General features: G+C 45.3%; 23 protein-coding genes. 9 read left to right on the forward strand and 14 right to left on the reverse strand.

Translation table 11 applies throughout. The features are described 5' to 3' along the window. Together ABY044_RS04655 and ABY044_RS04660 are read right to left on the reverse strand one after the other, a co-directional pair. Window positions 1–76: transposase (locus tag ABY044_RS04655; protein WP_373018913.1), on the reverse strand; the 76-nt coding region annotated here is incomplete at its 3' end. Window positions 77–624: 548 nt separating this feature from the next. Beyond that, entirely contained in the window at window positions 625–1,023 is a 399-nt protein-coding gene (locus tag ABY044_RS04660) for a hypothetical protein (protein WP_373018665.1), read from the reverse strand. A gap of 215 nt (window positions 1,024–1,238) precedes the next feature. On the opposite strand from ABY044_RS04660, the gene ABY044_RS04665 reads away from it, so the two are divergent. Further along, a complete protein-coding gene (locus ABY044_RS04665) occupies window positions 1,239–1,439 on the forward strand; it encodes a hypothetical protein (RefSeq protein ID WP_373018667.1) in 201 nt (66 codons plus the stop codon). Window positions 1,440–1,886: 447 nt separating this feature from the next. On the opposite strand, the gene ABY044_RS04670 is transcribed toward ABY044_RS04665, so the two are convergent. Then, a complete protein-coding gene (locus tag ABY044_RS04670) occupies window positions 1,887–2,819 on the reverse strand; it encodes a hypothetical protein (RefSeq protein WP_373018669.1) in 933 nt (310 codons plus the stop codon). A 418-nt stretch (window positions 2,820–3,237) separates the two neighbouring features. Between ABY044_RS04670 and ABY044_RS04675 the strand changes: the two genes are divergently transcribed. Continuing rightward, on the forward strand, window positions 3,238–3,426 hold the full coding sequence (locus ABY044_RS04675) for a cupin domain-containing protein (protein ID WP_373018915.1): 189 nt from the start codon (window positions 3,238–3,240) through the stop codon (window positions 3,424–3,426). 204 nt (window positions 3,427–3,630) lie between these two features. Here the strand turns inward: ABY044_RS04675 and ABY044_RS04680 are convergent, their stop codons facing one another. Continuing rightward, on the reverse strand, window positions 3,631–5,535 hold the full coding sequence (locus ABY044_RS04680) for a SurA N-terminal domain-containing protein (RefSeq protein ID WP_373018671.1): 1,905 nt from the start codon (window positions 5,533–5,535) through the stop codon (window positions 3,631–3,633). Between the two features lie 201 nt (window positions 5,536–5,736). On the opposite strand from ABY044_RS04680, the gene ABY044_RS04685 reads away from it, so the two are divergent. After that, complete coding sequence (locus ABY044_RS04685; RefSeq protein ID WP_373018673.1) at window positions 5,737–6,096, forward strand: response regulator; 360 nt, start codon at window positions 5,737–5,739, stop codon at window positions 6,094–6,096. 140 nt (window positions 6,097–6,236) lie between these two features. On the opposite strand, the gene ABY044_RS04690 is transcribed toward ABY044_RS04685, so the two are convergent. From ABY044_RS04690 to mutL, 9 genes are all read right to left on the reverse strand, one after another. Beyond that, a complete protein-coding gene (locus ABY044_RS04690) occupies window positions 6,237–7,556 on the reverse strand; it encodes an adenylosuccinate synthase (RefSeq protein WP_373018675.1) in 1,320 nt (439 codons plus the stop codon). Between the two features lie 61 nt (window positions 7,557–7,617). Beyond that, window positions 7,618–8,790, reverse strand: coding sequence for an ATP phosphoribosyltransferase regulatory subunit (locus tag ABY044_RS04695; RefSeq protein WP_373018677.1), 1,173 nt, complete (start codon window positions 8,788–8,790; stop codon window positions 7,618–7,620). Window positions 8,791–8,863: 73 nt separating this feature from the next. Continuing rightward, a complete protein-coding gene (locus ABY044_RS04700) occupies window positions 8,864–9,052 on the reverse strand; it encodes a DUF2065 domain-containing protein (RefSeq protein ID WP_373018679.1) in 189 nt (62 codons plus the stop codon). 56 nt (window positions 9,053–9,108) lie between these two features. Further along, window positions 9,109–9,966, reverse strand: a complete 858-nt coding sequence (gene hflC / locus ABY044_RS04705; protein WP_373018681.1) for a protease modulator HflC — start codon at window positions 9,964–9,966, stop codon at window positions 9,109–9,111. Continuing rightward, on the reverse strand, window positions 9,966–11,195 hold the full coding sequence (gene hflK, locus ABY044_RS04710; protein ID WP_373018683.1) for an FtsH protease activity modulator HflK: 1,230 nt from the start codon (window positions 11,193–11,195) through the stop codon (window positions 9,966–9,968). Before hflK ends, hflC begins: the two co-directional genes overlap by 1 nt. A gap of 163 nt (window positions 11,196–11,358) precedes the next feature. After that, window positions 11,359–12,666 carry a ribosome rescue GTPase HflX gene (hflX, locus tag ABY044_RS04715; protein WP_373018685.1) on the reverse strand — a complete coding sequence of 436 codons (1,308 nt, stop codon included), beginning with the start codon at window positions 12,664–12,666 and terminating at the stop codon, window positions 11,359–11,361. Between the two features lie 72 nt (window positions 12,667–12,738). Further along, window positions 12,739–13,005: an RNA chaperone Hfq gene (gene hfq, locus ABY044_RS04720; protein ID WP_373018687.1), complete on the reverse strand. Its 267-nt coding sequence runs from the start codon at window positions 13,003–13,005 to the stop codon at window positions 12,739–12,741. Window positions 13,006–13,245: 240 nt separating this feature from the next. Next, window positions 13,246–14,196 (reverse strand): tRNA (adenosine(37)-N6)-dimethylallyltransferase MiaA, encoded by a 951-nt coding sequence (miaA, locus tag ABY044_RS04725; protein WP_373018689.1) that lies wholly within the window; start codon window positions 14,194–14,196, stop codon window positions 13,246–13,248. A 25-nt stretch (window positions 14,197–14,221) separates the two neighbouring features. Then, complete coding sequence (gene mutL / locus ABY044_RS04730) at window positions 14,222–16,120, reverse strand: DNA mismatch repair endonuclease MutL (protein ID WP_373018691.1); 1,899 nt, start codon at window positions 16,118–16,120, stop codon at window positions 14,222–14,224. Window positions 16,121–16,435: 315 nt separating this feature from the next. On the opposite strand from mutL, the gene apbC reads away from it, so the two are divergent. Continuing rightward, on the forward strand, window positions 16,436–17,560 hold the full coding sequence (gene apbC, locus ABY044_RS04735) for an iron-sulfur cluster carrier protein ApbC (RefSeq protein WP_373018693.1): 1,125 nt from the start codon (window positions 16,436–16,438) through the stop codon (window positions 17,558–17,560). Window positions 17,561–17,648: 88 nt separating this feature from the next. Here apbC and ABY044_RS04740 read toward each other — a convergent pair whose 3' ends face one another. Next, window positions 17,649–17,960 (reverse strand): STAS domain-containing protein, encoded by a 312-nt coding sequence (locus ABY044_RS04740; RefSeq protein WP_373018695.1) that lies wholly within the window; start codon window positions 17,958–17,960, stop codon window positions 17,649–17,651. Between the two features lie 279 nt (window positions 17,961–18,239). Between ABY044_RS04740 and metG the strand changes: the two genes are divergently transcribed. The 5 genes from metG to ABY044_RS04765 are packed head-to-tail and all read left to right on the forward strand — an operon-like array spanning window position 18,240 to window position 24,817. Continuing rightward, on the forward strand, window positions 18,240–20,318 hold the full coding sequence (metG, locus tag ABY044_RS04745) for a methionine--tRNA ligase (protein WP_373018697.1): 2,079 nt from the start codon (window positions 18,240–18,242) through the stop codon (window positions 20,316–20,318). Between the two features lie 43 nt (window positions 20,319–20,361). Beyond that, the gene (gene rsxA, locus ABY044_RS04750; protein WP_373018699.1) at window positions 20,362–20,940 is read left to right on the forward strand and encodes an electron transport complex subunit RsxA; all 579 of its coding nucleotides are present in this window, start codon (window positions 20,362–20,364) and stop codon (window positions 20,938–20,940) included. Beyond that, window positions 20,937–21,488: an electron transport complex subunit RsxB gene (gene rsxB / locus ABY044_RS04755; protein WP_373018701.1), complete on the forward strand. Its 552-nt coding sequence runs from the start codon at window positions 20,937–20,939 to the stop codon at window positions 21,486–21,488. The genes rsxA and rsxB overlap by 4 nt, the downstream gene beginning before the upstream one ends. After that, window positions 21,485–23,770: an electron transport complex subunit RsxC gene (rsxC, locus tag ABY044_RS04760; RefSeq protein ID WP_373018703.1), complete on the forward strand. Its 2,286-nt coding sequence runs from the start codon at window positions 21,485–21,487 to the stop codon at window positions 23,768–23,770. The genes rsxB and rsxC overlap by 4 nt, the downstream gene beginning before the upstream one ends. Window positions 23,771–23,782: 12 nt before the next feature. Next, complete coding sequence (locus ABY044_RS04765) at window positions 23,783–24,817, forward strand: RnfABCDGE type electron transport complex subunit D (RefSeq protein WP_373018705.1); 1,035 nt, start codon at window positions 23,783–23,785, stop codon at window positions 24,815–24,817. Window positions 24,818–24,819 lie beyond the last annotated feature (2 nt).

Raw genomic sequence — 24,819 nt, forward strand, 5'->3', positions numbered from 1 at the left:
ATACCGGATAACCTCGTTCGGTTATCTGTTTTACGGCTTCAATTTTGAATTCTTCAGGGTAGCGTTTACTGCTCATTTAACACCTCTTTTTTGACCATTATAAAATGGCTAAGAAGTGTCTAGTAAATTAGTGGCGATTCATGCCCAATTAATTCTACTATAGTTTTTATTGTGCTTTAAGTGCTATTTTTGAAAACACTTTTTTTTTAAAACTATTTTATAAAAACAAGAGTTTTTTGCTTATTTGTTTTGCCGAGGGATAAGTTTTGCTGAACTGCTAAAGAAAATAATATGGCAAACGCTAGTAAAAAAAGATACTAAGTTTCACCGGTGAAAGAATGGAGGATGTATGTCGCAGAAACCATCAATGAGAAGAATCTCCACTAATTGAGTAGCATAGAAAAACTTATCTAAGCATCCGCTCTCCTTGTGTGCGACTACCAGAACGATTTTTAAACCTGTTAGTCAGTTCTATAATCGATGACTTCACGATCGACATTTTATTCTTCTTTTTTAGGGCGTCGGTCTAAAACCAGAGAAATCAGCTTGATACCTAGTAGGCCAATAACTAAAATAGCGGCGCCGCCTACAATACCCCTTAAAAATGCATCCATGTTTAACTCCTTATTGGCAAGTTCCTGACAGCACTTCCCAATCAATAATTGCGGAAAATGGCTTTTTTTCACTCTCCTCATATTCCCTGATAGTAAGATAGTTAGCAGCAGCTCCGAATCCTGTATATGAATACCAGATAAGCTTAAACGACTGTTGTTTGCTACCCCTGTCTAATACAACTTTCTTTTCATAAGAACTGTTATCAATTGCACCTAAAACCACTCCCGACTTTCTATCTACATTAAAGTCTTTGCCTTCGTATAATTTTGCATTTGGCTTAGGTGTAGTTAACTTGCCATCTTTGCTCTCAACGCGATACTCTCCTGCTATTTTGCATGCATATGAGTATGGTCCACTGAATGCAGAGCTAGAAATTATTAGCGCTAATAATAGCGTCAGATATCTCACTTAAGAACGCCTCCTATACCAATTCATTGTTGTCGCATTCAGGAATGCGCGTAAGAATTAGCAAAATAAAAAAGAAATACCGCCTTTCCTTACAAATTGAGTATCAACCCGATACTGCGGTATTAATTCCAGATTTAAAATTAAATACCGTGCATATAGGCTAACATTCATTATACTAATCATTAAGTGGTGCTAAGTAATAATCAGGAGTTAGTATGCTGGAAAGAATAATGAAAGTTTTAATGTTTCTTGCAATGACGTTTGCGATAGCTATGCTACCGTTATCTATTTTCCTAGACCAAAGTCACCTTTTAGGTAATGTAGCTATTGGGCTTGGAGCGATTGCAATTGTCTCCATAATACAATACATCATATTTGGTAAGTTACATCCAATGTATTTATTTCAAAAAAAATAGACAGGTTGAAGTTCGCTTAACAAATGGTTCAAGTGGGAGCATAAAAATACTAGGTTTCCCCGGGGAAACTTAAGTGTTTTTTCAGATTTCCCTTGGGAAAGCTTTGGATTGATTTGAAAGTAAATTGATATAAATAACAAAGCCCGCAAGCAGAAATTCCACTTGCGGGCTCGGCTGATAGCTGTAATCAGTCCTAACAACATTCCATGGTCCTTACCGGCTTTGCCACGACTTGAAAATTCAAGTAACCGGGTGTCATAGAAAACTATGTGGATCGCACCCATATATTTATTCTAACGGAAATAAAGATATGAGTGCTATCCATTTCGAGTTTAAACATAGTTTTTAGTTGTTTACTATGTTCACGACTCAAATTAAGGTTCTTATTTACTGAAACTTACATTAACCTAAAATGTCTTATTTTAGGCCAATGTAATTACTCTTAAGTCAGATTCCGTCTTTAATCGTATCTTTGATTACAGGTCCAAATGCTGCTTTGAGCGCTTTTAATTCGGATATTCTTAGATCCGTATCAATTCCAGTTACACCAGTTTCAGTTACACTAATGGTTAGAGAGATGCTTTTATTTGGATCAGGGTATGTTGCAATTAAATCTGATTTATTACAATTTTCATCATTCTTAATGCACTTGGCAGTACTGCTTTTACCAATGACAAGTTTATAAGGGATGCTAACCACAGATTGTCCCACTGGTTGAAGTGACTTCCAACCATTGCTTTCTTCTTTAATAGCTTTTAAAGACATGGCAATGGAAACCTTGATTTTTGGTGGGGCAGGTTTATCAGGATCAATCTTTTCACTAGCCCAAGCGACAGAATTGTTTGCTTTTACGTAAATAGGCTTGAAGTACCAAGAATCCTTTAAGACAGCTTGCTGTTTGTTGTTAGGAGCGTTAGAAGTTTTGGGGATATGTTCAATTTTTAATAAAGCAATAAAACCAGTACTTTTATCTTTGTGTCTAATAATTTGGATACATTTGCCTTCACTTAAATCACTAGAGTTTAATAAAATTGTACTTGAATATGTTCGTACCGCAGCTTTTTTGATCTCTTCAATTTCTTTCGTTTTTTCATCTATGTAGCTATCAAAAGTGTATTTTATAGCGGTAGCTAATATTGGGGCAATGAAGCCACTTTTCTTTTGAATGTCAGCTATTTGTGAATCATCAAGACAGTTTTCCTGTAATTTTGTTAAAAATTCATCCGAGGAATCTAAAAGATTGAAATTCCTATTAGATCCAATTAATTCTGAATCAACCTGTGAGTCTTTTATGCCGCTGTAATCAGACTTTTTAAATCCATAAAAGTTATTACACCCAGACAGTAATAAAAGACTAAAAACCATCAATAAAACTTTCATTTGTATGACCCTCCGTTGAAAATTTAAATGCGCCAGTAATTTTTCACATAGTGAAACTATTTATCCCATAAGTAAAATCCCTTTTTGTTATATCATGAAAATTTTATTATTAAAACTACAACATATTGTTTTTTTTACATTTTTTATCATTTTAGGTGAGTGAGTTTGTAAATCTGTTTTATTTAAGATTTAGAGATACGTTTTAACAAATCGAATATTAGTTGAGTACTAAAATGTATCAGGCTTCGAATGAACGTAGTAATGATGTTACTAGTTTCAGAAATTTGATTAAAAAACCATAGACAAGAATATAGAGAAAATCATTAAAAATTTAGCAAGAAGTATAGACATTAGCAACTCCAGGCCAATCCCTTTACTTACAAAGGATTAAGACCATGTCTATAGATATATCTGTTTACTGTATTACTTTCCTTGGACTTACGATGCCGAAGAAATCTGTTATATCCTCGAAGGTGAAGTGACGGTACAGCCGGAATTCGGCAATGCGGTGACGGTTAAAGCCGGAGACCTAGTTACTTTTCCTCAAGGAATGAATTGCCACTGGAACATCACCCAACCCATTCGCAAACACTACCTATTCAGATAAGGTTACTGTTCTAGGGCAGATTCTTCAGACCTTAAGCTTTCTTCCAGTCTACTGCCTCCAGTGTTCTAAACAGCTTTAAACCATCGCATATAAATAAAAAAGCCAATCGAACATCTCTATTCGATTGGCTTTTTTAATGGAACACTTTAACCGAAAAACAGACCTCCCGGTAATTCAAGAGGCCGTTTTTATAACGTTCGGTTGTTATTTAAGTGTTTTGTAGTTTTGTTTTTTCACAACATCCGCTTGAGCAAGAATCTCTTTCAAGCGTGCTTCAACTTCGGTACTTCCCATCAACTCAGTCATAGCCGAACTCAACTGAGTTTTCTGATCCGCGTTCACTTCTCCGTTTTTCACATCCGTCAACTGGATAAGCACGGTGTCACCGGTTGTCAGCTGATAAGAACGCCACGTCGGTTTACCCTCTTTCGGTTTGATCGCTTTAAACGCTTCTGCGGTCATCTGTGGAAGGATACGACGGTTATTGCGATCAATCCAACCTACTGTATTCCATTCAATACCGTCTTTCATTAGAGACTCGGGATTTTCGCCGGATTCCACCTTAGCCAACAAGCTTTTCGCTAGTTTAGCCGCTTCATCAATGGCCGCTTTACGAACCAAATTCTCTTTAATTGAGGATTCTACTTCCTCTAGTGGCTTCTGATGCGCTTCAAAGAAATCTTTAACTCGAATCACCACAGAATGATCCGGTGCTAACTCAATGGAAGAACTGTTAAGGCGTGATTTCAAGACCTCTTCCGAAAAAGCGGTATTAATGACCTTGCCGTTAGACAAGATTGGCCCGGCGCCACCTTCTCGGCTGAAAGCAGGAGAGGTCTTAATTTCAAGCCCAGTCGCTTCTGCAGCCGGTTCCAAACTGTCTGACTGCTCGTAAGCCACCGCATTCAACTTTTCAAGTAGATCGAAATACTGTTTTTCGGCTTCTTGTAGTTGATACTGTTGCTTAACCTGATCTTTGACCGTCGCAAAATCCTCGACTTTTTTAGGCTCGATACCTTCCAACTTAATCAAGTGGTAGCCAAAATCGGTTTTCACCGGTTGACTGACTTCACCAACCTTCATCGAGAACACCGCCTCATCGAAAGCAGGAACCATCATACCTTGTTCAAAAGTCCCCAAGTCACCACCTGATTGTGCCGAACCTGGATCCTGGGAGTAGGTTTTAGCCAACTCTTCGAATGACTCGCCTGCTTCAAGCTTTTTCTGAACTTCTGCAATAGTCTGCTTGGCTTTGTCGTCAGCCTCTTTTGAATCGGCTTCAAGAGCGATCAAAATATGCTTGGCATGTCGCTTTTCAGGCAACGTGAACAATAATTTATTGTCTTCGTAATAAGCCTTTAAAGCCTCCTCCGGAGCCGGAATCTGTTTTGCCAATGCTTCCTTAGAAATATCGATATATTGAATTTCAACCTTCTCCGGTTCAACAAATGCCGACTTGTTTTTTGCATAATAATCGGCAACTTGGTCTTGAGTAACTTCAACCGTCTTCAGGAATGGACGCTGATCGATACGCAGATAATTGATATTTCTCTGTTGCGCTTGCAGTTGCGCCAACTGCTCGACTTCGGAATTCGTTGCAAACGATGACGCCAAGCTTAAAGAACGATACTGGTTTTCCAACAAAAACTGACGTTGCTCGTATTCAAAACGCGCCACGTTCATCCCGTTACGCATCAGCAACTCTTCATATACCTTTTGTGAAAACTTGCCGTCTTGCTGAAAGACTTCCGCCGCATGGATTGTACCTGCGAGCTGCGCATCGCTGATTATCATATTATTATCGTTCGCCCACTGACGAATCACTTCGGATTCGATCAAGGCCTGTAAAACCTGATCGCGCAACTCATCATCTTTAACTACCTGGTCGTACATATCGCCAAACTGCTTCTCCAAACGAGATTTTTGGCGGTTATATAACATCAGGAAATCACGGGCACTAATGTCTTCACCATTGACCTGAGCAACCACAACTACCTTATCGCCGCGTGCATACTGATCAATTCCAAATAACGCGAACGTTAAGATAATTAGACCAACAATCACCCAAGCTATCCAGCCTTGCGCTTTATCTCTGATGGTTTGTAACATGCTTTGTCCTTTACTGATAACAATCTATAAAATAGCGTCTATGATACCAATCTCATAGGGGGGTTTCATCTTCTTTATAGCGAATTTCCGATAATTTCGCATAAATTTAATCTAATTAAAATTTACCTTCACGACACAAACACTTACACTCGGTAATGTAACGAGAAATTTCACCGCTTATCAGCGGAAAGCGAGTGCTCGATGAAAAAACTATTGTATGTGGATGACGCCAAATCAATGCGCCGTTTGGTAGAACTGGTACTCGACGGCCACTATGAAATTACATTGGCCGAAGATGGTTTACAGGGTATTGAAGCCTTAAATCATCATCAATTCGATATCATCATATCCGACATCAACATGCCGAACATGAACGGATTCGACTTTTTAAAAACAATCCGCACACTACCTTTGTATCAAATCACACCAATATTAATGATGACGACCGAAGCGGATGACGAGATGAAGCAACTCGGTAAACGCCTGGGGGCAACCGGCTGGATCACAAAACCTTTCGACCCGGCAAAATTGATTCAAGTCATTGAGAAATTAACGCCGTAAAGTTCAGTTGACACACCATTACTGCATTACCGTACAAATTTTCGTGGGCCAAAAGAAAAAGGCCTGAGTAAATCCATTACTCAGGCCTTTTTTAATACCGACAAGCAATTTGCCTCCGGTGATCATAGCAATTAAACGAATTACTTGAACGGGTCGTCCAAAACCAATGTCTCGGCACGATCCGGACCGGTAGACAAGATCGAAACGGGAACTCCGACTTCCTTCTCGAGGAATTGAATGTAATTCTTAGCCGCTTCCGGCAATGCATCCCAAGAATCGATTCCAACCGTTGAAGTCTGCCAACCCGGCATGGTCACGTAATTCGGCTCGCAAGCTTCATAGTCGTCCGCACTGCTTGGCGGCAACATTAACGTTTTACCGTCTTTGGAATAAGACACGCAAATCTTAACTTCAGCCAACTCGTCCATGACGTCCAACTTAGTCAAACACATACCGCTCAAACCGTTAATTTGAGCAGAACGTCTCAAGGCAACCGCGTCAAACCAACCACAACGTCTTTGACGCCCGGTAGTTGCACCGAATTCACGGCCGCGCGTACCTAATTCCTTACCGATTTCATCACCTTCGTCGGTTGCTACATCATAAACCAACTCGGTCGGGAAAGGACCGCCACCGACACGCGTCGCATACGCTTTAGTAATCCCCAAAACATAATCAAGCTGAGTTGGTCCGATTCCCGCACCCGGCGCAGCGCCACCCGCCGTAGTATTTGATGAAGTCACATAAGGGTAAGTTCCCTGATCGATGTCTAGCAAGGTTCCTTGCGCCCCTTCAAACATCAAGTTTTTACCTTCACGGTTGTAACCGTCAATCAAGTTAGGGATGTCAGCCAACATTGGCACGATCATCTCGCTGTACTTTTGACACTTAAGCCACAAATCGTCAAAAGAAACCGGCTCGACTTTATAAAAATTTTCCAACATGTAATTATGGTAAGAAAGGATTTCAGCTAATTTTTCTTTAAACTGAGCCATATCTCTTAAGTCACCGGCTCTTAAGCCACGGCGGGCAACTTTATCTTCATAAGCCGGCCCGATCCCACGACCGGTTGTACCGATTGCCTTATTTCCTCGGGCGATTTCTCGTGCTTGGTCAATTGCAACGTGATAATCCAAAATCAACGGACAGGCATCACTGATTTTAAGACGGCTTTTCACATCAAGCCCGGTTTCCTCTAGCTGAGAGACCTCTTTTTCAAGTGCATCAGGTGCTAAAACCACACCATTACCAATAAAACACTCAACATGCTCGCGCAAAATACCCGAAGGGATCAGGTGCAAAACAGTTTTCTTGCCATCGATCACAAGAGTATGGCCTGCATTGTGCCCACCTTGAAAACGAACTACCGCAGCAACGCGATCAGTTAGCAAGTCAACGATCTTACCCTTACCTTCATCTCCCCATTGGGTACCAACAACAACAATATTACGCTTTGACATAATTTACTTCTTAAGATTAACGATTCTTTTTAAAAAACTCACACTCGGTGAATTTAACCAATTACTTAACAATCCATTGACCTGATTCAAACACCAAACAGGCGGCACCCTCTTCCATTGGGTTGCCGTCATAGACGTTTATCACCTGATAACCTTCGTTTTTCAATTCCGAAATTTTGGCTTTCAGGTTTTTATCTGCTGCAACCGGTGCATACACAGGGCCTTTCACAATATCTTCAACAGGCTGTAAAAGATCCAATGCCGTTCTTAAATCCAGACTAAAGCCGGTTGCCGGCAAAGATAATCCAAAGTCCGCACCGATACCGTCGTAGCGACCGCCCTTTGCAATTAACTGCAATTGACGCCCGGTGCTGTAACAACCGAAAATCACACCCGTATGATAGTGATAACCGCGAATATCAGCCAAATCCAAATGAATACCGACATCCTGAGTCGTTAGGATATGACTGACTATTTGCTCCAAACGAGTCAATGCGGAATCCAGCACGGTACTATTCAGTCCGGCAAACAACTGCTTGGCCTCATTGATAACCGATTGCGCCTCACCCACCAGGCCAAGCATGCCGGAAAATACAGCATGGATTTGCGGCGACAAACCGGCCGATGCCAACCATTCATTGAACTCAGGAACCGCTTTACGTTTTAGAATATTCAAAAGATCCGCGCGCTGAGCATCGGTTAGTCCGGCCAACGACATCAACTCGTCCACCACACCGACATGCCCCAAACTCAACTGTAATTGAGGCAACGAAATCAGGCTTAGGCTCTCAAGCATCAACTCGATCACTTCGATATCGCTTTCAACGCCTTGATCGCCAAATAACTCTGCACCGACCTGAATAGGACTGCGAGAACCTTTCGCTTTATTGTTACGGGTTTTCAGTACTTCCCCGACATAACAAAGACGGGAAATACCTTGCGACGCTTTAAGACGGTTACTGACAATACGTGCCACCTGCGGAGTCATATCGGAGCGCACACCCATCATTCGTCCACTTTCCTGATCCGTAAAACGACAGGTGTCCGTGGCACGGTGACGCCCGGTTCCCGTTAAAAGGGAATCCGTAAACTCGGCAATAGGAGGCAAAACCAGATCGTAACCTGACAGATGAAAACCATCGATCAACTTACGACGATAGAATTCCAGTTTTTGGGCTTGAGGTGGTAATAGATCTTCCAGACCTTCCGGGGTAAACCACGTGGATTGTTGCATCTTTAACTTCTTTTTCTTTGTAAATTAGGTCTAATTCAATTTAACCGACTTATTTTAAATCAAATCGTCGCTTTTAACTAAACAATAACAATAGTGCCAAACCGATACTCAAACTGACAAACCCCATAATACGGAGTTGTTTTTCAGGCAGCTGCACGGCTTCGGCCATAATTTTCCGCCAAAACTCAGGAAACACGAAAGGCAAAAGGCCTTCCAGAATAAACAGCAACGCTATCGCGGCCAATAATGTATTTTCTAACATGCTTCCATAAAAAAGGTGGGTTACCCCACCTTTTACACTCTTGAACGATTCCTTAATTACTTAACGGAACCATTAAAATATTTGAAGAAGTCCGAATTCGGATCAACCAACAATATGTCCGACTTATCTTTAAACGATTTCTGATAAGCATTCAAACTGTGATAGAACGAGTAGAACTCGGCATCCTTGTTATAGGCTTTAGCATAGATTTCTGCAGCTTTCGCATCACCTTGCCCGCGTAAAATTTCAGCTTCACTATAAGCTTCCGCCAAAATAACGACACGTTGACGATCGGCATCCGCACGGATTCTCTCTGCCGCTTCGGCCCCTTTCGAACGTAAGTCTTTCGCGACACGATTACGCTCCGCTTCCATACGACGGTAAACGGATTCGCTTACATCCTTAGCCAGATCAATACGCTTGATTCGAACGTCTGAGATTTCGATACCGAATTCATTTGCCGCTTTAGCCGTGGTATCTTTAATTTTTTGTGCAATTTCGACACGTTCACCGGAAATAACTTCTTTTACGGTACGGTTACCGAATTCGGCTCTTAAGCCATCCTTAACGATCTGACCTAAACGCAGTCCCGCCAAACGGTTATCCCCGTTCATTGTCGTATAAAACTTTTCGACATCGCTAATACGCCATTTAACAAACGAATCCACTTCCAGGTTTTTCTTTTCACTGGTCAGGAAACGCTCCGGCGCGGAATCCAATGTTTGAATACGCGCATCGAACGTGCGCACATTGTTGATAAAAGGCGTCTTAAAATGCAAACCAGGCTTAACATCGGTTTTAACGATCTCACCCAAACGTAAAACCACCGCCGTTTCCCATTGGTTTACAACAAACACGGAACTACTGCCGATAAAAAGAACGGCCGCCACTAAAATGGACAATACGGATTTCATTAACGTAACTCCCTATTCTTTAGATATTCACGAATATTGGACTGCTTCGAACCGCTTGAAGCATTATTACGTGTCGTTGTGCTGCTTGAAGATGATAGTGGCGAAGCCATCGTTTCGGCTGGCTTGAATGGTACAGCCTGCTGGCCGCCAATCATCTTATCTAAAGGAAGATACAGTAAATTATTACCGCTTTCAGAACCAACAAATACTTTGCTGGTATTTTCTAAAACATTTGAAACTGCATCGATATAAAGACGTTGACGAGTGACTTCAGGCGCTTTTTCATACTCTGCCACGATACTGGTAAAACGTGCCGCCTCACCCGTTGCCTGAGCAATCACTTGGTCATGATAAGCACTGGCTTCTTCCAACTGTCTAGCCGCTTTACCGCGCGCCTTAGGTAAAATATCGTTTGAGTAAGCTTCTGCTTCGTTAATGACACGCTCTCTATCTTCACGCGCTTTAACCACATCCGCAAAGGCAGACTGAACCTGCTCTGGAGGTTGAGCATCCTGCAAGTTGACGCTGGTAATCATCAAACCGGTACGATAATCGTTCAAGTTTGCTTGAGCAAGTTCCTGAACTTTCGATACCACTTCGTTACGACCTTCTGTCAACACGAAATCCATCGTATTTTGACCGACCACTTCACGTAACGCACTTTCCGTTACCGATCTCAATGTCATATCAGGATCGGAAACTTCAAATAGGTACTGATTGGCACTTTCGATTTTGTACTGAACGGCAATTTTTAGGTCAACGATGTTTTCGTCTTTGGTCAACATCAACGATTCATTCGGCACGTCGCCTGAACGGCTGCTTCTAGAATCAGAACGATATCCGATTTCAGCAGTACGAATCTGATCGACATTGACGATACGGACTGTCTCGATCGGATACGGCAAATGCCAATGCGGTCCGGCTTTGGTCTCTTCTACAAATGCACCAAAACGAGTAACAACGCCACGTTCCGCAGGATCGACGATATAGATACCCGAAAGCAACCAAACCACCAGAATCACACCTAAAATGATGCTTCCACCGATGCCGCCTAAGCCGCCACTATTGAATTTATCTCCCGCACCGCCAAACAGGCTCTGCGCTTTTTTCAATAATGCATCAATGTCTTGATCATCATTCTTTCTTTTAGGCGGCTTGTTCTGGCCGCCTTGATTCCCTGGGTTCCCCCAAGGATCTTGATCTGGTTTACCTGGTTCGTTCCAAGCCATCAATCTCTCTCCATATAATTGGCCTATGAGACGCATCATTTTCTGAGGACACGAAATAGGGTACATTTTAGTGTCAAAGCACCTAAATGTCACCCATTAAAATTTTTTATTGATCGGTTTACGAGACGGCCTTGTTTCCTATCCGTAAACTCTAAAAAGAGACTTATGAGACCTCTTCCGATAAGACTTTCGCTTCTAACAACTCATCCCAGTTGCGGACGACATCCCACTCCTGACTAGTCAGATGCATTTTAAACAAACTATTTCCTGCATCGTCAAAGCCCTCTTCAAGAATCGTACCCAACTGGTACAGTTCGGCTCTTCGCTTGCCCGCCTTAACGTCAAGCGTCAAGGAAACGGTATAGAACGCACCCTTAAAGAAAGAAGCGACGGCATCCATCAACAAATCGATACCCTGTCCGCTTTTAGCGGAAACCCAAACCCTTTCCGGCTGGCCTTCATCATTAAAATCCACTTTAGGCTCAACCGCGGGTTCCAGAATATCGATCTTATTAAACACCACCAATTGCGGTACGTCCTGGGCACCGACTTCTTCAATTACCTCGGCCACATCCTGCATTTTTTCTTCACGATGCGGATCCGCAGCATCGACCAAGTGAATCAACAAACTGGCTTCACGTGTCTCTTCAAGCGTCGAGCGGAATGCCGTGACCAGATCATGAGGGATATGACGAATGAAACCAACCGTGTCTGCAAAAATAACCGGACCCGCCCCAGGCAGATGCACTCGACGCAAGGTTGAATCCAACGTCGCGAACAATCGATCTTCCGCATAAACCCCAGCCATAGTCATGTGATTGAACAAGGTAGACTTCCCGGCATTGGTATAACCGACAATCGTAATGGTCGGCAGTTCCGACTTCTTACGCGCCCTTCGTCCGAGGTTACGCTGTTTACGAACCTTGTCGATTCGGGATTCAAGCTGCTTGATACGTGCCTGAACTAAACGTCTATCCGTTTCCAGCTGGGTTTCACCCGGCCCTCTTGCCCCGATACCGCCCTGGCGATCCAAGTGCGACCAACCTTTAACCAAACGGGTAGACATACGCTTGAGCTGTGCAAGCTCAACCTGCAACTTACCCTCATGCGAACGCGCTCTTTGGGCAAAGATGTCCAGAATCAGACCGACCCGGTCAAGCACCTGGCAATCAAGATAGGTCGACAAATTTCTTTCCTGGGCGGGAGATAAGGCATGGTTAACGATAACCACATCGGCGTCATGCAAAATAACCGCATCCTTGACCTCTTCTGCCTTACCTTTACCGATAAAGTATTTAGAGTCCGGAGTTTGACGTTTCGTTGTGATTAACTGACAAATTTCGGCTCCGGCTGAATCAACAAGTTCATAAAACTCATCTAATTCTTCACGGTCCGCTTCATTATGAAAATCGACATGAACAAGAATAGCACGATCCAGTTCACGTCGATCAAGACGATCAAATAATTCCATTAAACAGTACAGCTTCCTAAAGCGACCCTAATAACCTGACAAACCAACGGCCGCTCAACATCTTCAAACAGACTACGCATCTACTGAACTGTTCTCTTCCGCACCGACTTCGTAAGGCTTAGGATCGCGCATTGGCACGATAGTAGAGATGGCATGCTTATACACCATTTGAGTGACATTGCTTCTCAACAAGACTACAAACTGATCGAACGAATCTACTCGCCCCTGCAACTTAACACCATTCACCAAATAGATCGATACGCTGATTTTCTCTTTACGTAGCGCATTTAAATAAGGATCTTGAATAGGTAAAGCTTTTGCCACCTTCTTACTCTCCATGATTATTTCCTATTTTATTATTTTGTTTTTTTATTATACCTAGCAGCTATTTTTTTGTTATCTAGGCCTTACATTGTCGCAACTTGCACAAACATATTAGAACTATAGTATCTAAAACGATAAATTCAAGCTATAACGCAAAGAATATCACAGTAATTTGCTTAGTTTTATCAATCGATTTTATTCAAACACTGAAAATATCGAAATATTGCATTAGATTCTAAAAAATCCGACACAACTTCAAACCGACTCGATCAACTCGCTGACCGCTTGCAAACGCTGCTCCCTGGAAACCTCAAACGGATCCAATACAATCATATCTTTTTCTTTCCTGAGCCAGGTCAACTGACGCTTGGCTAACTGACGGGTGGCCACCAAACCTTTTTCCACAAACGTATCGTAGTCGTAATCACCGGCCAAAAATGACCAAGCCTGTCGGTATCCGACGCTACGAATAGACGTCATCTCCGGATTCAGGTCGCCTCGCGCCATCAATGACTTTACTTCCTGCAAAAAACCGGCAGCCAACATCGATTGAAAACGCTCGCCGATCTGTTGATGCAATCGGGCACGATCTTCGGGAATCAAAGCGACCTTCAATATACCGAATTTAGGCAGGTTCGATTTCGGCTGTGCTCTCAATTCGGTCAAGGTTTTACCCGAAACCTCATAGACCTCTAAAGCGCGAATCAATCTTTGAGGATCGTTTGGATGAATTCGTTCGGCGGATTCCGGGTCGATCTCTTGTAAACGTCGATGCAACGCCTCGGGCTCACTATCCCATAAACCCTGCAATTTAATACGAACCGCCTCATCGGCGGACGGCAAATCCGACATCCCTTGCTGCAGAGCATTGAAATACATCATGGTTCCGCCAACCAACACCGGCAATCGATTACGGGAAAAAATCTCTTCCACCAATCGCTGAACGTCTTCCACAAATTCTGAAGCGGAATAAGTCTGAGATGCATCGTGCGTATTAATAAGATGGTGCGGTACCGCCGCCAATTCATCGTCACTCGGTTTTGCAGTGCCAATATCCATATCACGATAAATCAACGCGGAATCGACGCTAATAATTTCAATCGGATACTTTTCCGCCAAATCCATAGAAAGCTGGCTTTTTCCAGAAGCGGTCGGCCCCATCAACGCCAAACACTGTCGATTTTTAATCATATTTTGTACAGACATTACTTTCCTTTAAAACCACTCTCTTCTATTGACCGCGCATAAACAGGCCGTCCAACTGTTCCATCGACAATTGAACCCAGGTAGGACGGCCGTGATTACACTGGTCGGAACGTTCCGTCTGCTCCATTTCACGTAACAACGCATTCATTTCCTGCACCGTCAACTGGCGGTTCGCTCTTACCGAACCATGGCACGCCATCGTAGAAAGAATTTCGTTAATACGCTCTTCAACCTGCTGGGTTTGCCCGGCAACCGCCAAGTCAGCCAACATATCGTTTACCAGCCCCGCAATATCACTCTTACTCAACAAGGCCGGGACGGAACTCACCTTCAACTGCTCCGGCCCCATCGGCTCTAATTCAAAACCGAGCTTCTCAAACCAAGCTTGATACTCTTGCCAAACCGAAATCTGCGAGCTTTCCAACGCTAAAACCATCGGCACCAATAAAGGCTGACTCACTAGAGACTGATTCTGCCACTGATTTTTTAAACGTTCGTACACGACCCTTTCATGGGCCGCATGCATATCCACCAAGACAAGTCCGTGTTTATTCTCCGCCAGAATAAATACGCCGTGAAGCTGCATTTTGGCAAATCCAAGTTTGAAATCTTGATCCGCTTCGAAATCATGATCGACACGACCGGCCAAAGCCGGATTGGAAATTGAATACTCTCTCAGTGCTTCGGCAACTTCCGGGTTTGCCGGAGCGCCCTGTCCCGAATACTGAAATCCAAGAGACGATGTACCGGATAACGAAGGATTCGTCGGCGCTTGAAACTGCATTGAAGATTGCAATGGCTGCTGATTTGAAAACCCACCCGACTGAAAGCCGGATAAACTCTTACCACTTCCCTGCTCGGCACTGACCGGACGACTGACAGCTTCACGTACAGAGCGACGTAAAAAATCGTAAACCCAACGCCCGTTGGCAAAACGCACCTCATACTTGGCGGGATGCACATTGACATCCACCATCTCGTGCGGCACTTCCAAGAAGAGTAAATAAGCCGGATGACGGCCGTGATAAAGCACATCAGCATACGCTTGTTTAACCGCATAGGAAAGCAAGCGATCACGAACAATTCTCCCGTTCACAAACAGATACTGCATATCGGTCTGGCTACGATTAAATGTCGGCAAGCCTACCCAACCGCTGACCTTAATGTCCTGAGCTTCAAATTCCACCGCAAGACTCTGCTGAACGAACGGCTGCCCCATTAATTGCGACAAACGTTTCTTTAGAGTCGCCTCATCTACCACCGGCAGCACATGACGGGACACTTTCCCGTTATGAACCAACTTAAACCCGACTTCAGGCCGACTCAACATAACCCGCTTAACCAATTGATCAATATGGGAAAATTCCGTTTGCTGCGAGCGCAAGAAACGCTTACGCGCCGGCGTATTAAAAAACAGATCCTCAACCGTCACCTGAGTCCCCAAGGTGCCGGCCACCGGTGCCAACTCACCCCAAGCACCTTCGCCTTCCGCACTTAAGCGCCATGCGGCCCCGCGTTCGTCGTTTTTACTGATAATTTCAAATCGGGAAACCGAACTGATACTCGCCAACGCCTCACCTCGAAAACCAAGCGTTGCCACTGCGGCCAAATCCTTCACCGTCTTGATTTTACTGGTTGCATGACGGCTGACCGCCAGCATCAATTCATCCTTTGGAATTCCGTAACCGTTATCGACCACCTGAATCGACTTCTCGCCACCCTGCTCAATATGAATATCGATCTGGGTAGCCCCCGAATCCAAAGCGTTTTCCAACAACTCCTTCACAACGGAAGCCGGACGCTCGACCACTTCACCCGCAGCAATCTGGTCGGCCAAATGCGACGGCAATTGTGTAATCTCAGGACGCAAAAAGGAAGGCGACTCAGTATCGGTTAACCGGGAAGTTGTATTCGAAGAACTCAAAATTAATCCACTTCTATGCTTTGATTTCAAAAAGGTCGATAAAACGGCATGTAGCCGCTGCAGCCGAAATTATATCACCTGCTATCGGAATAATTTATTTCGATCTCAATATTACGGCCTCAATAACTCCGGTTCCACCACCGAAAATCACTACAGCAAGGCCTAAAACCGGATAAGGCAAGACGAAAGAGACAGCTTATAAACAATAACCACTTTCAGACTCCGTTTTTTAATCCCATGAACACCTGATAAAATAGCGGGTAATTAAATTGAGCGCGATCATTCGCGCAAACCCAACAATCAAAGAGGTTCTCAGTGGGAATTTTAAACAAACTATTCGGTAACGGCATTTCAGAAACTTTACAGGCTGAAATCGAAAAGCAATTAAAGCAGACATTAGACCCAACCAGCGAAAAAAGCCTGGTTGAGCTGAAAGCGTTGAGTGGCATGCAGTTCAAAAAGGGTCACCTCGAACTCGAAATCAAAATGCCCTACCCGTGCAAAAGCCTGTGGCCGACTATCGAACAGAACGCCAGCCACAACCTAAAACAGATTCCCGAAATCGAGTCGGTCAGCATCAAGTTTGAAACTGCCATCGTTTCCCATGACGTCCAAAAGGGAACCTCCCCGCTGCCCAACATCAAAAACATCATTGCCGTAGCGTCCGGCAAAGGCGGCGTCGGCAAATCCACCACCAGCGTCAACCTTGCCCTGGCTCTGCAACAGGAAGGCGCCCAAGTCGGCATTCTTGACGCAGATATTTACGGTCCGAGCATTCCGACCATGCTCGGCATCAACGACAAACCACAGTCGGAAAATGGCAAAACCATGAAACCGCTTGAAGCATACGGCTTACAAGTTATGTCAATCGGAGTTTTGATCGAAGAAGACTCCCCGATGATTTGGCGCGGTCCGATCGTCACCCAAACCTTAACCCAATTACTTAAAGAGACCGATTGGAAAGATCTGGATTATCTAATTATCGACCTTCCTCCGGGAACGGGCGACGTCCAACTCACCTTGGCACAACAAATTCCGGTCACCGGTTCAATCATCGTCACGACTCCGCAACAAGTGTCGTTAATCGATGCAAAAAAAGGTTTGAAGATGTTCGAAAAAGTCGAAATTCCGATACTGGGAATCATCGAAAACATGTCGACCCACATTTGCAGCAACTGCGGCCATGAAGAAGCCGTATTCGGTGAACATGGCGGCCAAAAGCTGGCCGAAACCTACCACGTGGATTTCCTGGGATCTTTACCACTGGATAAACGCATCCGTGAAGAAGCCGACATGGGTAAACCGACGGTCACGGCAGAACCCAACAGCTCCATAGCCCACAAATATCGCGACATGGCACACCAAGTCAGTGCCAAGATCGGCATCACCAAACGCAATTACGGCAACCTATTCCCGGAAATCGTCATTCAAAATACATAAGATCGACTAACCGAAAAACCTTAAATTCATCCAATAAAAAAGCACGTATAAAACGTGCTTTTTTTTGTTTAACGAAACCGATATTCGATCAATGCAGACTTTTAATTGAAAACAACTGGTCAAAATGCGCCACTCTCAATATCTCCATGACCTGCTCGGTAACATTGACAATCTGGATTCTTTTTTTATCGCCGCCGGTTCTCTCTCTCAATAAAAGCAGCATACCCAATGCCGAACTATCCAGATAAGTGGTATTTTTCATATCGATATAGAAAACAGAATCGGGGGACGAAAGGTAAGCTCTGTAGGAATCATTAAAGTCATCGTAACAACTAACGTCAAAACTTCCGATTATTGAAATAATGACGTCATCATTTAAAACCTTACATTCAACCCCCACAGAACCATTCCTCAAGTAAAAGACAATAGAATTAAAACATCATAATAAATGACAGCCACCCTCTATTCAAACACTATCTGCAAAAACACGTATAAAACCCCAAATAAATTGTGAACTAGGGTTTTTCAGACCATATAAAATATGCAACAAACACACAACGCAGCCATCAAAATGGCTATAATATTCGGTTACTTTTGATTGGATTGCTCAAGCGAAATCCGAGCCGTCCCATTCGACTAAACCTTATTCAACCTATAACCGAAAATGGATTCTTTTAAGATGTCTGAAAAACCGAATTCTTCTACTGCAAAGCAATCCCCAAGAAAAATCCTAATCACCAGCGCATTACCTTATGCAAATGGACCAATTCATTTGGGGCATTTAGTTGAATACATCCAAACAGACATCTGGGCGCGTTTCCAGAAAATGCGCGGACATCAGTGTACCTATGTCTGCGCCGACGACGCACATGGAACACCGATTATGCTACGCGCCCAGGCCGAAGGCATTACCCCGGAACAATTAATCGCCAAATCTTCCGAAGAACATCAGGCGGATTTTGCCGGGTTCAATATCGCATTCGACCACTATCACAGCACCAACTCTCCTGAAAACGAAGAGTTAGCCGGTTATATCTACACCCAACTTAAAGAACAGGGACACATCAGCCGTAAAACGATCACCCAGTTCTACGACCCTGAAAAAGAGATGTTCCTTCCCGATCGTTTCATTAAAGGGACCTGCCCGAAGTGTAAGGCCGAAGACCAGTACGGCGACAACTGCGAAGTGTGTGGTGCGACTTACAGCCCAACCGAACTTCTGAACCCGAAATCAGTGGTTTCCGGCGCCACGCCGGTCGAAAAGGAGACCGATCACCTCTTCTTCGAATTGGCGCACTTTGAAGAGATGTTGAAAAACTGGACTCACAAAGGACATCTGCAAACGCAAATCGCCAACAAATTGGATGAATGGTTCGAATCCGGACTTCGCGGCTGGGATATTTCCCGTGACGCCCCTTATTTCGGCTTCCAGATTCCGGGCGAAAAAGATAAGTTTTTCTATGTTTGGCTGGATGCACCGGTCGGTTACATGGCAAGCTTTAAAGCCTATTGCGAAAAATCGGGGCTTAACTTCGACGAATACTGGAAAGCGGACAGCGACGCGGAACTTTATCATTTCATCGGTAAAGACATCATCTACTTCCACGCCCTATTCTGGCCGGCGATGTTATCCGGTGCCGGATTCCGTACGCCGGATGCCATCTTTGCACACGGATTCCTAACGGTTGACGGACAAAAAATGTCCAAGTCCCGCGGTACATTCATTATGGCCAGAACGTATCTGGATCATTTGAATCCGGAATACCTGCGTTATTACTTTGCCGCTAAACTGAATAGCCGCATTGACGACATTGACTTAAACCTGGAAGACTTTGCCCAAAGAGTCAACTCCGACCTAGTCGGAAAGGTTGTCAATATCGCCAGCCGTTGCGCCGGATTCGTCGTCAAGAAATTCGATGGCAAACTAAGTAGCGAATGGAGTGCCGATGCTCAGGCCCTGTACGACAGTTTCGCCAACGAATCCGAAATGATCGCCGAACTTTACGAAAAACGCGACTACGGACAAGCCATGCGCGAGATCATGGCACTGGCGGACAGAGCCAACGAATACATCGCGGAAACCGCGCCTTGGGTACTTGCCAAAGAAGAAGGCAAGGAAAAGGAACTGCATGAATCGGTCAGCGTCGGAATCAACCTGTTCCGTGTATTGATGACTTATTTGGCCCCGGTTATTCCGGCCACCGCCGATCAGGCAAAAGCGTTTTTGAACATTGACGACTGGCGCTGGCAGGATGTCGCTACGCCGCTTAAAGGCCACGCCATCAACAAGTTCAAAGCCCTGCTGACCCGTTTGGAAATGGAACAGATTCAAAAAATGATCGACGATTCACAACAAAGCCTGACGGCAACCAACCAAAAACCGGCTGCTGCACCTGCGCCACAAGCGACGCAGGATTTTGATCCTCTGGCGGAAGAGATTTCAATCGAAGATTTTGCAAAAGTCGATTTACGCGTTGCCAAAATCATCAATGCCGAAGCCGTTCCGGAAGCTAATAAGTTACTAAAATTGACGCTGGATATCGGTTTTGAACAGCGCCAGGTCTTTGCCGGGATTAAATCGGCCTATGAACCGGAACAACTGATTGGTAAATTAACCGTCATGGTCGCCAACCTAAAACCTCGTAAAATGCGTTTCGGTCTTTCCGAAGGCATGGTATTGGCAGCAGGACCGGGCGGCAGCGATCTATTCGTTTTATCGCCTGACGAAGGTGCTCAACCGGGTATGCGAGTGAAATAAGAACGGCGGAGCGTAATTCCGGCCGAATCAAGGCGAGCGTGATATGCAAGAATATATCCTGATCTTAATCAGTACCGTATTGGTAAACAATTTCGTATTGGTCAAATTCTTAGGCCTCTGCCCTTTCATGGGCGTGTCCAAGAAAACCGATGCGGCATTGGGAATGGGATTAGCGACAACGTTCGTCATGACGCTTTCATCGGTACTCAGCTACATCATCTATACTTACCTTCTGCACCCGTTCGGATTGGAGTATTTACAGACCATCGGCTTCATTCTTGCCATTGCGGCGGTGGTCGGCTTTACCGAAATGGCCATCCACAAAACCAGTCCGACACTTTATCAAGTCCTCGGTATCTACCTACCTCTGATTACCACAAACTGTGCGGTTTTAGGGGTTGCGTTACTGAATGTCGGTGAAAAAAACAACTTCATCGAATCCGCCGTTTACGGTTTCGGTGCCGCTGTCGGCTTTACATTAGTCATGATTCTGTTCGCATCCATTCGCGAACGTGTTGACGCTTCCGACGTTCCGGCTCCGTTTAAAGGCGCCCCGATCGCATTGATTACCGCCGGTTTGATGTCTATGGCGTTTATGGGATTCGGTGGTTTAGTTAAATGATCGAAGCAATCCTCATTTTCTTTGGCCTAGCCGCTCTATTCGGCATTTTATTGGGTTACGCCTCGATTCGATTCAAAGTGGAAGGTAATCCGCAGGCGGAACAGATCGACAAAATCCTACCGCAAACACAGTGCGGCCAGTGTGGTTATCCAGGCTGCAAACCCTATGCCGAAGCGTTGGCCAATGGTGAAGCGGAAGTCAACCTGTGCATTCCTGGCGGCACCGAGGTGATGATTGAAATATCCGAAATCACCGGTCTCGAGCCTAAAGCCATGGATGAAGCCGCGACGGAACCCAAACCTAAGGAAACAGCCTTTATCAACGAAGACCTCTGCATCGGCTGTGTTTTGTGCATTAAAGAGTGTCCGGTCGACGCCATTCTCGGTGCCACCAAAATGATGCATACCGTCATCCAGAAAGAATGTACCGGTTGCGAGAAGTGCGTTCCGGTCTGTCCGGTTGACTGTATCGACATGATTCCGGTCGAAGTCACGCCTAAAAACTGGAAGTGGCCCGAACCCAATAAGGCATCAGGAGGTGATCAATGAATTTGTTTACCCCGATAGTCAACCTATTGGCTAAAGCCCACCCTTCCGCGAAACGTTTGATGCACAAATTCAATGGCGGCGTATTCCCCAAATACAATAAATCACTGTCTGCCAGCCAGCCGATCCGAGCCAAGCTCATTCCACAACAGTTGATTTTACCGCTGCAACAACAGGTCGGCTTGCCGCCTGAAGTCAAAGTACAGGTTGGCGACAAAGTCAAAAAAAATCAACTACTTGCACAACCTTCCAAAGATCCGTTTAAAGCATTGAGTGTTCCGGTACACGCGCCGACTTCGGGAACAATCACCGCGATTCAGCCAATCACCTTACCGCACCCTTCCGGCCTGGAAGATCAGGCGATCATTCTCGAACCGGACGGTCTTGACGAGGCATTGGATAACATACTTGGTGTAGACGGTACCGTACCCGAGTCACCACTCGCCCTTAAAGAGATTCTACTGAATGCCGGTATTGTCGGTATGGGCGGTGCGGGCTTCCCGACTTACGCCAAAATCCCGAATCAGCGCGGTAAAATTCATACATTGTTAATCAATGGCGCCGAATGCGAGCCGTTCATTACCTGCGACGATTTATTGATGCAGACCGAAGCCGACAGCATTATTCAGGGTGCTTTAATCACAGCCGAAGCGTTAGGGGCAGAACGTATCATCTGCGGAATCGAATCCAACAAACCGGCAGCGATCAAAGCCATGCAAAAAGCCGCGGCCAATAACCGTGTGGAAATCAAAGTTGTTGAAACCGTCTATCCTATGGGCGGTCAAAAACAACTCACCCTAGAGTTAACCGGCGTTGAAATGCCGCACAAGGCACACGCGGTCGATATCGGCATGCTCATGATGAACGTTGCCACCTATACCACCATTTATCGTGCCGTCACTTTCGGCGAACCGCTGACTTCGCGTTTAGTAACGGTTTCCGGACTGGGTTTGAATCAACCCTTTAACATGCACGTCTTGATCGGTACGCCGTTTTCGACGTTGGCACAGGCCGCACAACCCAAAACCGAACTTAATTACCCTCTTGTAATGGGCGGCCCCATGATGGGCTTCAAGGTCGCAAACAACGACGTGCCGGTTATCAAGACCACCAACTGCATTCTAGCGAACCCTCCCGAACCGGTCGAAATGCAAATGCCTTGTATCCGCTGTGGTGACTGCATGGATGCTTGCCCGGTCAATCTGCTACCGCAACAGATGTATTGGCACAGCCAGGCACACGAGTTCGACAAAGTTGAGAAATTAAACGTATTCGACTGCATTGAATGTGGATGCTGCAGTTACGTGTGCCCTAGCCACATCCCACTCGTACAGTATTACCGCCACGCCAAATCCGAAATCAAAGAAATTCACGCCGAAAAAGAAGCCGTCGAATTGGCAAAACAACGTCATGAATTCAGACTGGCTCGCATCGAACGTGAAAAACAGGAACGCGAAGCGCGCCTGAAAGCTAAAAAAGAAGCGGTTAAAAAAGAGGCTGCTAAAGCGCCTACCGATGAAAGTGCCGGTAAAAAAACGAGTTCGGCAGCTGCTGCAGCGAAAGCCGCCGCCGCAAAACGAGCCGCTGCCAAAGGCCAGCAGGCATCCTCTACCGAAGAGCAAACGGAAACCAAAATGCCTTCCGCTCGCCTAAAAGCGATTGAAGCAGCTAAGTTGGCCGCTCAGAAGTCTGTCAAAAGAGAAACTTCCGATGCCGATACGGATACCAAGCAAGACGCCGCACCAATGGCTAAGCCGGATCCGAAAGCGGCTGCAAAACAAGCGGCCATGCTGGCGGCTAAAAAGCGCGCTCAAGCAAAAGCACAGCAAACGGCCGAGACGACCGACCTGACTCAGGAAACCGCAACGACCGAAGCTTCGGAAAAAGAATCCGCACGCAAAGCGGCCATGCAAACAGCCAGAGCAGCAGCCAAAAAACGTGCTGAGGCCAAAGCGGACAAAACCGATTCGATTGGCGAAGAAGAAATTACCCAACCCAATCCGCCACCGCCCGGGAAAACGCCTAAAGATGGCACGGTGGATAAACGCAAAGCCGCAATGGAAGCCGCCAAGGCCGCCGCTAAAAAACGTGCGGCGGAAAAAGCAGCGCTAGAGGAAAAGACCGTAAAAACCGATTCGGCTGACGAAATGACGGATTCTCAACCATCAGAGTCCGATTCAGCAACGTCAACGGACAATGCGGCCGATAAACTTAAAGCAGCAATGGAGGCGGCGAAAAAACGTGCTGCCGCCCGAAAAGCCAAACAACAAGCCGACGAGCAATAGGAGAATTTCAAAGTGAGTCACCCCATCGTCTCTTCCTCTCCCTATGCACACAACAATCAAAACGTGCGTAAAGTCATGTTGCAGGTTCAAATTGCCGCTCTACCGGCATTAATGGCACACATCTATCTATTCGGTTACGGTATCGTCATCCAATGGATGCTGGCGCTTACAACAGCCTTAGTCGTTGAATACGTCATGCTTAAATTACGCGGACGTCCGGTCTTGCCGTTTATTACCGACATGAGTGCATTAATCACCATCACCGGCTTGGTTTTCTGCATCCCTCCCGACGCCCCTTGGTGGATTGTGGTGACGGGCAGTGCGTTTGCCCTTATTTTCGGCAAACACCTGTACGGTGGTTTGGGTTACAACCCGTTCAATCCGGCCATGCTGGGTTATGCATTTTTATTGATCTCCTTTCCGGTTCAGATGACACAATGGACCATGCCGGTCGAATTTACCCAAAGTACACTCGATTTCATGCAATCGGCGCACTACATTTTCAACGGCCATATCCCGGGGGTTTCGATTGACATGTATACGGGCGCGACCCCATTGAACGAAATGCGCACCGGTTTATCTCAAGGCGTTTCAATCCACGACACGTTGAATAAAGAACTGCAAACGACACTGTGGGGACTGAACAGCTGGGCATGGATCAATATCGCCTTTTTGATCGGCGGTCTTTGGATGCTCTACTCCGGTGTCATCAGTTGGCAATATCCTGTTGGTTTCTTGGGCACCCTCGCCGCCGTCAGCATGATGTTCAACCTAATCGATCCCGGACTTTATCCGCCGATGGATGTCGTCTTACTCACCGGCGGAACCATGCTCGCCGCTTTCTTCATTATCACCGACCCGGTAACCGCCAGCACCACCCCCAAAGGAAAGTTGATCTATGCGGCCGGTATTGCAATTCTAGTCTACGTTATTCGCAACTGGGGCGCGTTTCCGGACGGCATCGCCTTTGCCATATTATTGATGAACATTGCGGTTCCATTAATCGACCAATACACGCAGCCTCGTGTTTTTGGCCATAAACGATGAGT

This window comes from Thiomicrorhabdus sp. (assembly GCF_041583835.1).
Lineage (GTDB): Bacteria > Pseudomonadota > Gammaproteobacteria > Thiomicrospirales > Thiomicrospiraceae > Thiomicrorhabdus.

Coding starts and splice junctions, on each gene's coding strand:
- ABY044_RS04695 (WP_373018677.1), bottom strand. CDS start 8,790: ATGCAACAATCCACGTGGTTTACCCCGGAAGGTCTGGAAGATCTATTA.
- ABY044_RS04690 (WP_373018675.1), bottom strand. CDS start 7,556: ATGTCAAAGCGTAATATTGTTGTTGTTGGTACCCAATGGGGAGATGAA.
- hfq (WP_373018687.1), bottom strand. CDS start 13,005: ATGGAGAGTAAGAAGGTGGCAAAAGCTTTACCTATTCAAGATCCTTAT.
- ABY044_RS04685 (WP_373018673.1), top strand. CDS start 5,737: ATGAAAAAACTATTGTATGTGGATGACGCCAAATCAATGCGCCGTTTG.
- hflX (WP_373018685.1), bottom strand. CDS start 12,666: ATGGAATTATTTGATCGTCTTGATCGACGTGAACTGGATCGTGCTATT.
- ABY044_RS04680 (WP_373018671.1), bottom strand. CDS start 5,535: ATGTTACAAACCATCAGAGATAAAGCGCAAGGCTGGATAGCTTGGGTG.
- ABY044_RS04670 (WP_373018669.1), bottom strand. CDS start 2,819: ATGAAAGTTTTATTGATGGTTTTTAGTCTTTTATTACTGTCTGGGTGT.
- metG (WP_373018697.1), top strand. CDS start 18,240: ATGTCTGAAAAACCGAATTCTTCTACTGCAAAGCAATCCCCAAGAAAA.
- ABY044_RS04700 (WP_373018679.1), bottom strand. CDS start 9,052: ATGTTAGAAAATACATTATTGGCCGCGATAGCGTTGCTGTTTATTCTG.
- ABY044_RS04665 (WP_373018667.1), top strand. CDS start 1,239: ATGCTGGAAAGAATAATGAAAGTTTTAATGTTTCTTGCAATGACGTTT.
- hflC (WP_373018681.1), bottom strand. CDS start 9,966: ATGAAATCCGTATTGTCCATTTTAGTGGCGGCCGTTCTTTTTATCGGC.
- rsxB (WP_373018701.1), top strand. CDS start 20,937: ATGATCGAAGCAATCCTCATTTTCTTTGGCCTAGCCGCTCTATTCGGC.
- rsxC (WP_373018703.1), top strand. CDS start 21,485: ATGAATTTGTTTACCCCGATAGTCAACCTATTGGCTAAAGCCCACCCT.
- hflK (WP_373018683.1), bottom strand. CDS start 11,195: ATGGCTTGGAACGAACCAGGTAAACCAGATCAAGATCCTTGGGGGAAC.
- rsxA (WP_373018699.1), top strand. CDS start 20,362: ATGCAAGAATATATCCTGATCTTAATCAGTACCGTATTGGTAAACAAT.
- miaA (WP_373018689.1), bottom strand. CDS start 14,196: ATGTCTGTACAAAATATGATTAAAAATCGACAGTGTTTGGCGTTGATG.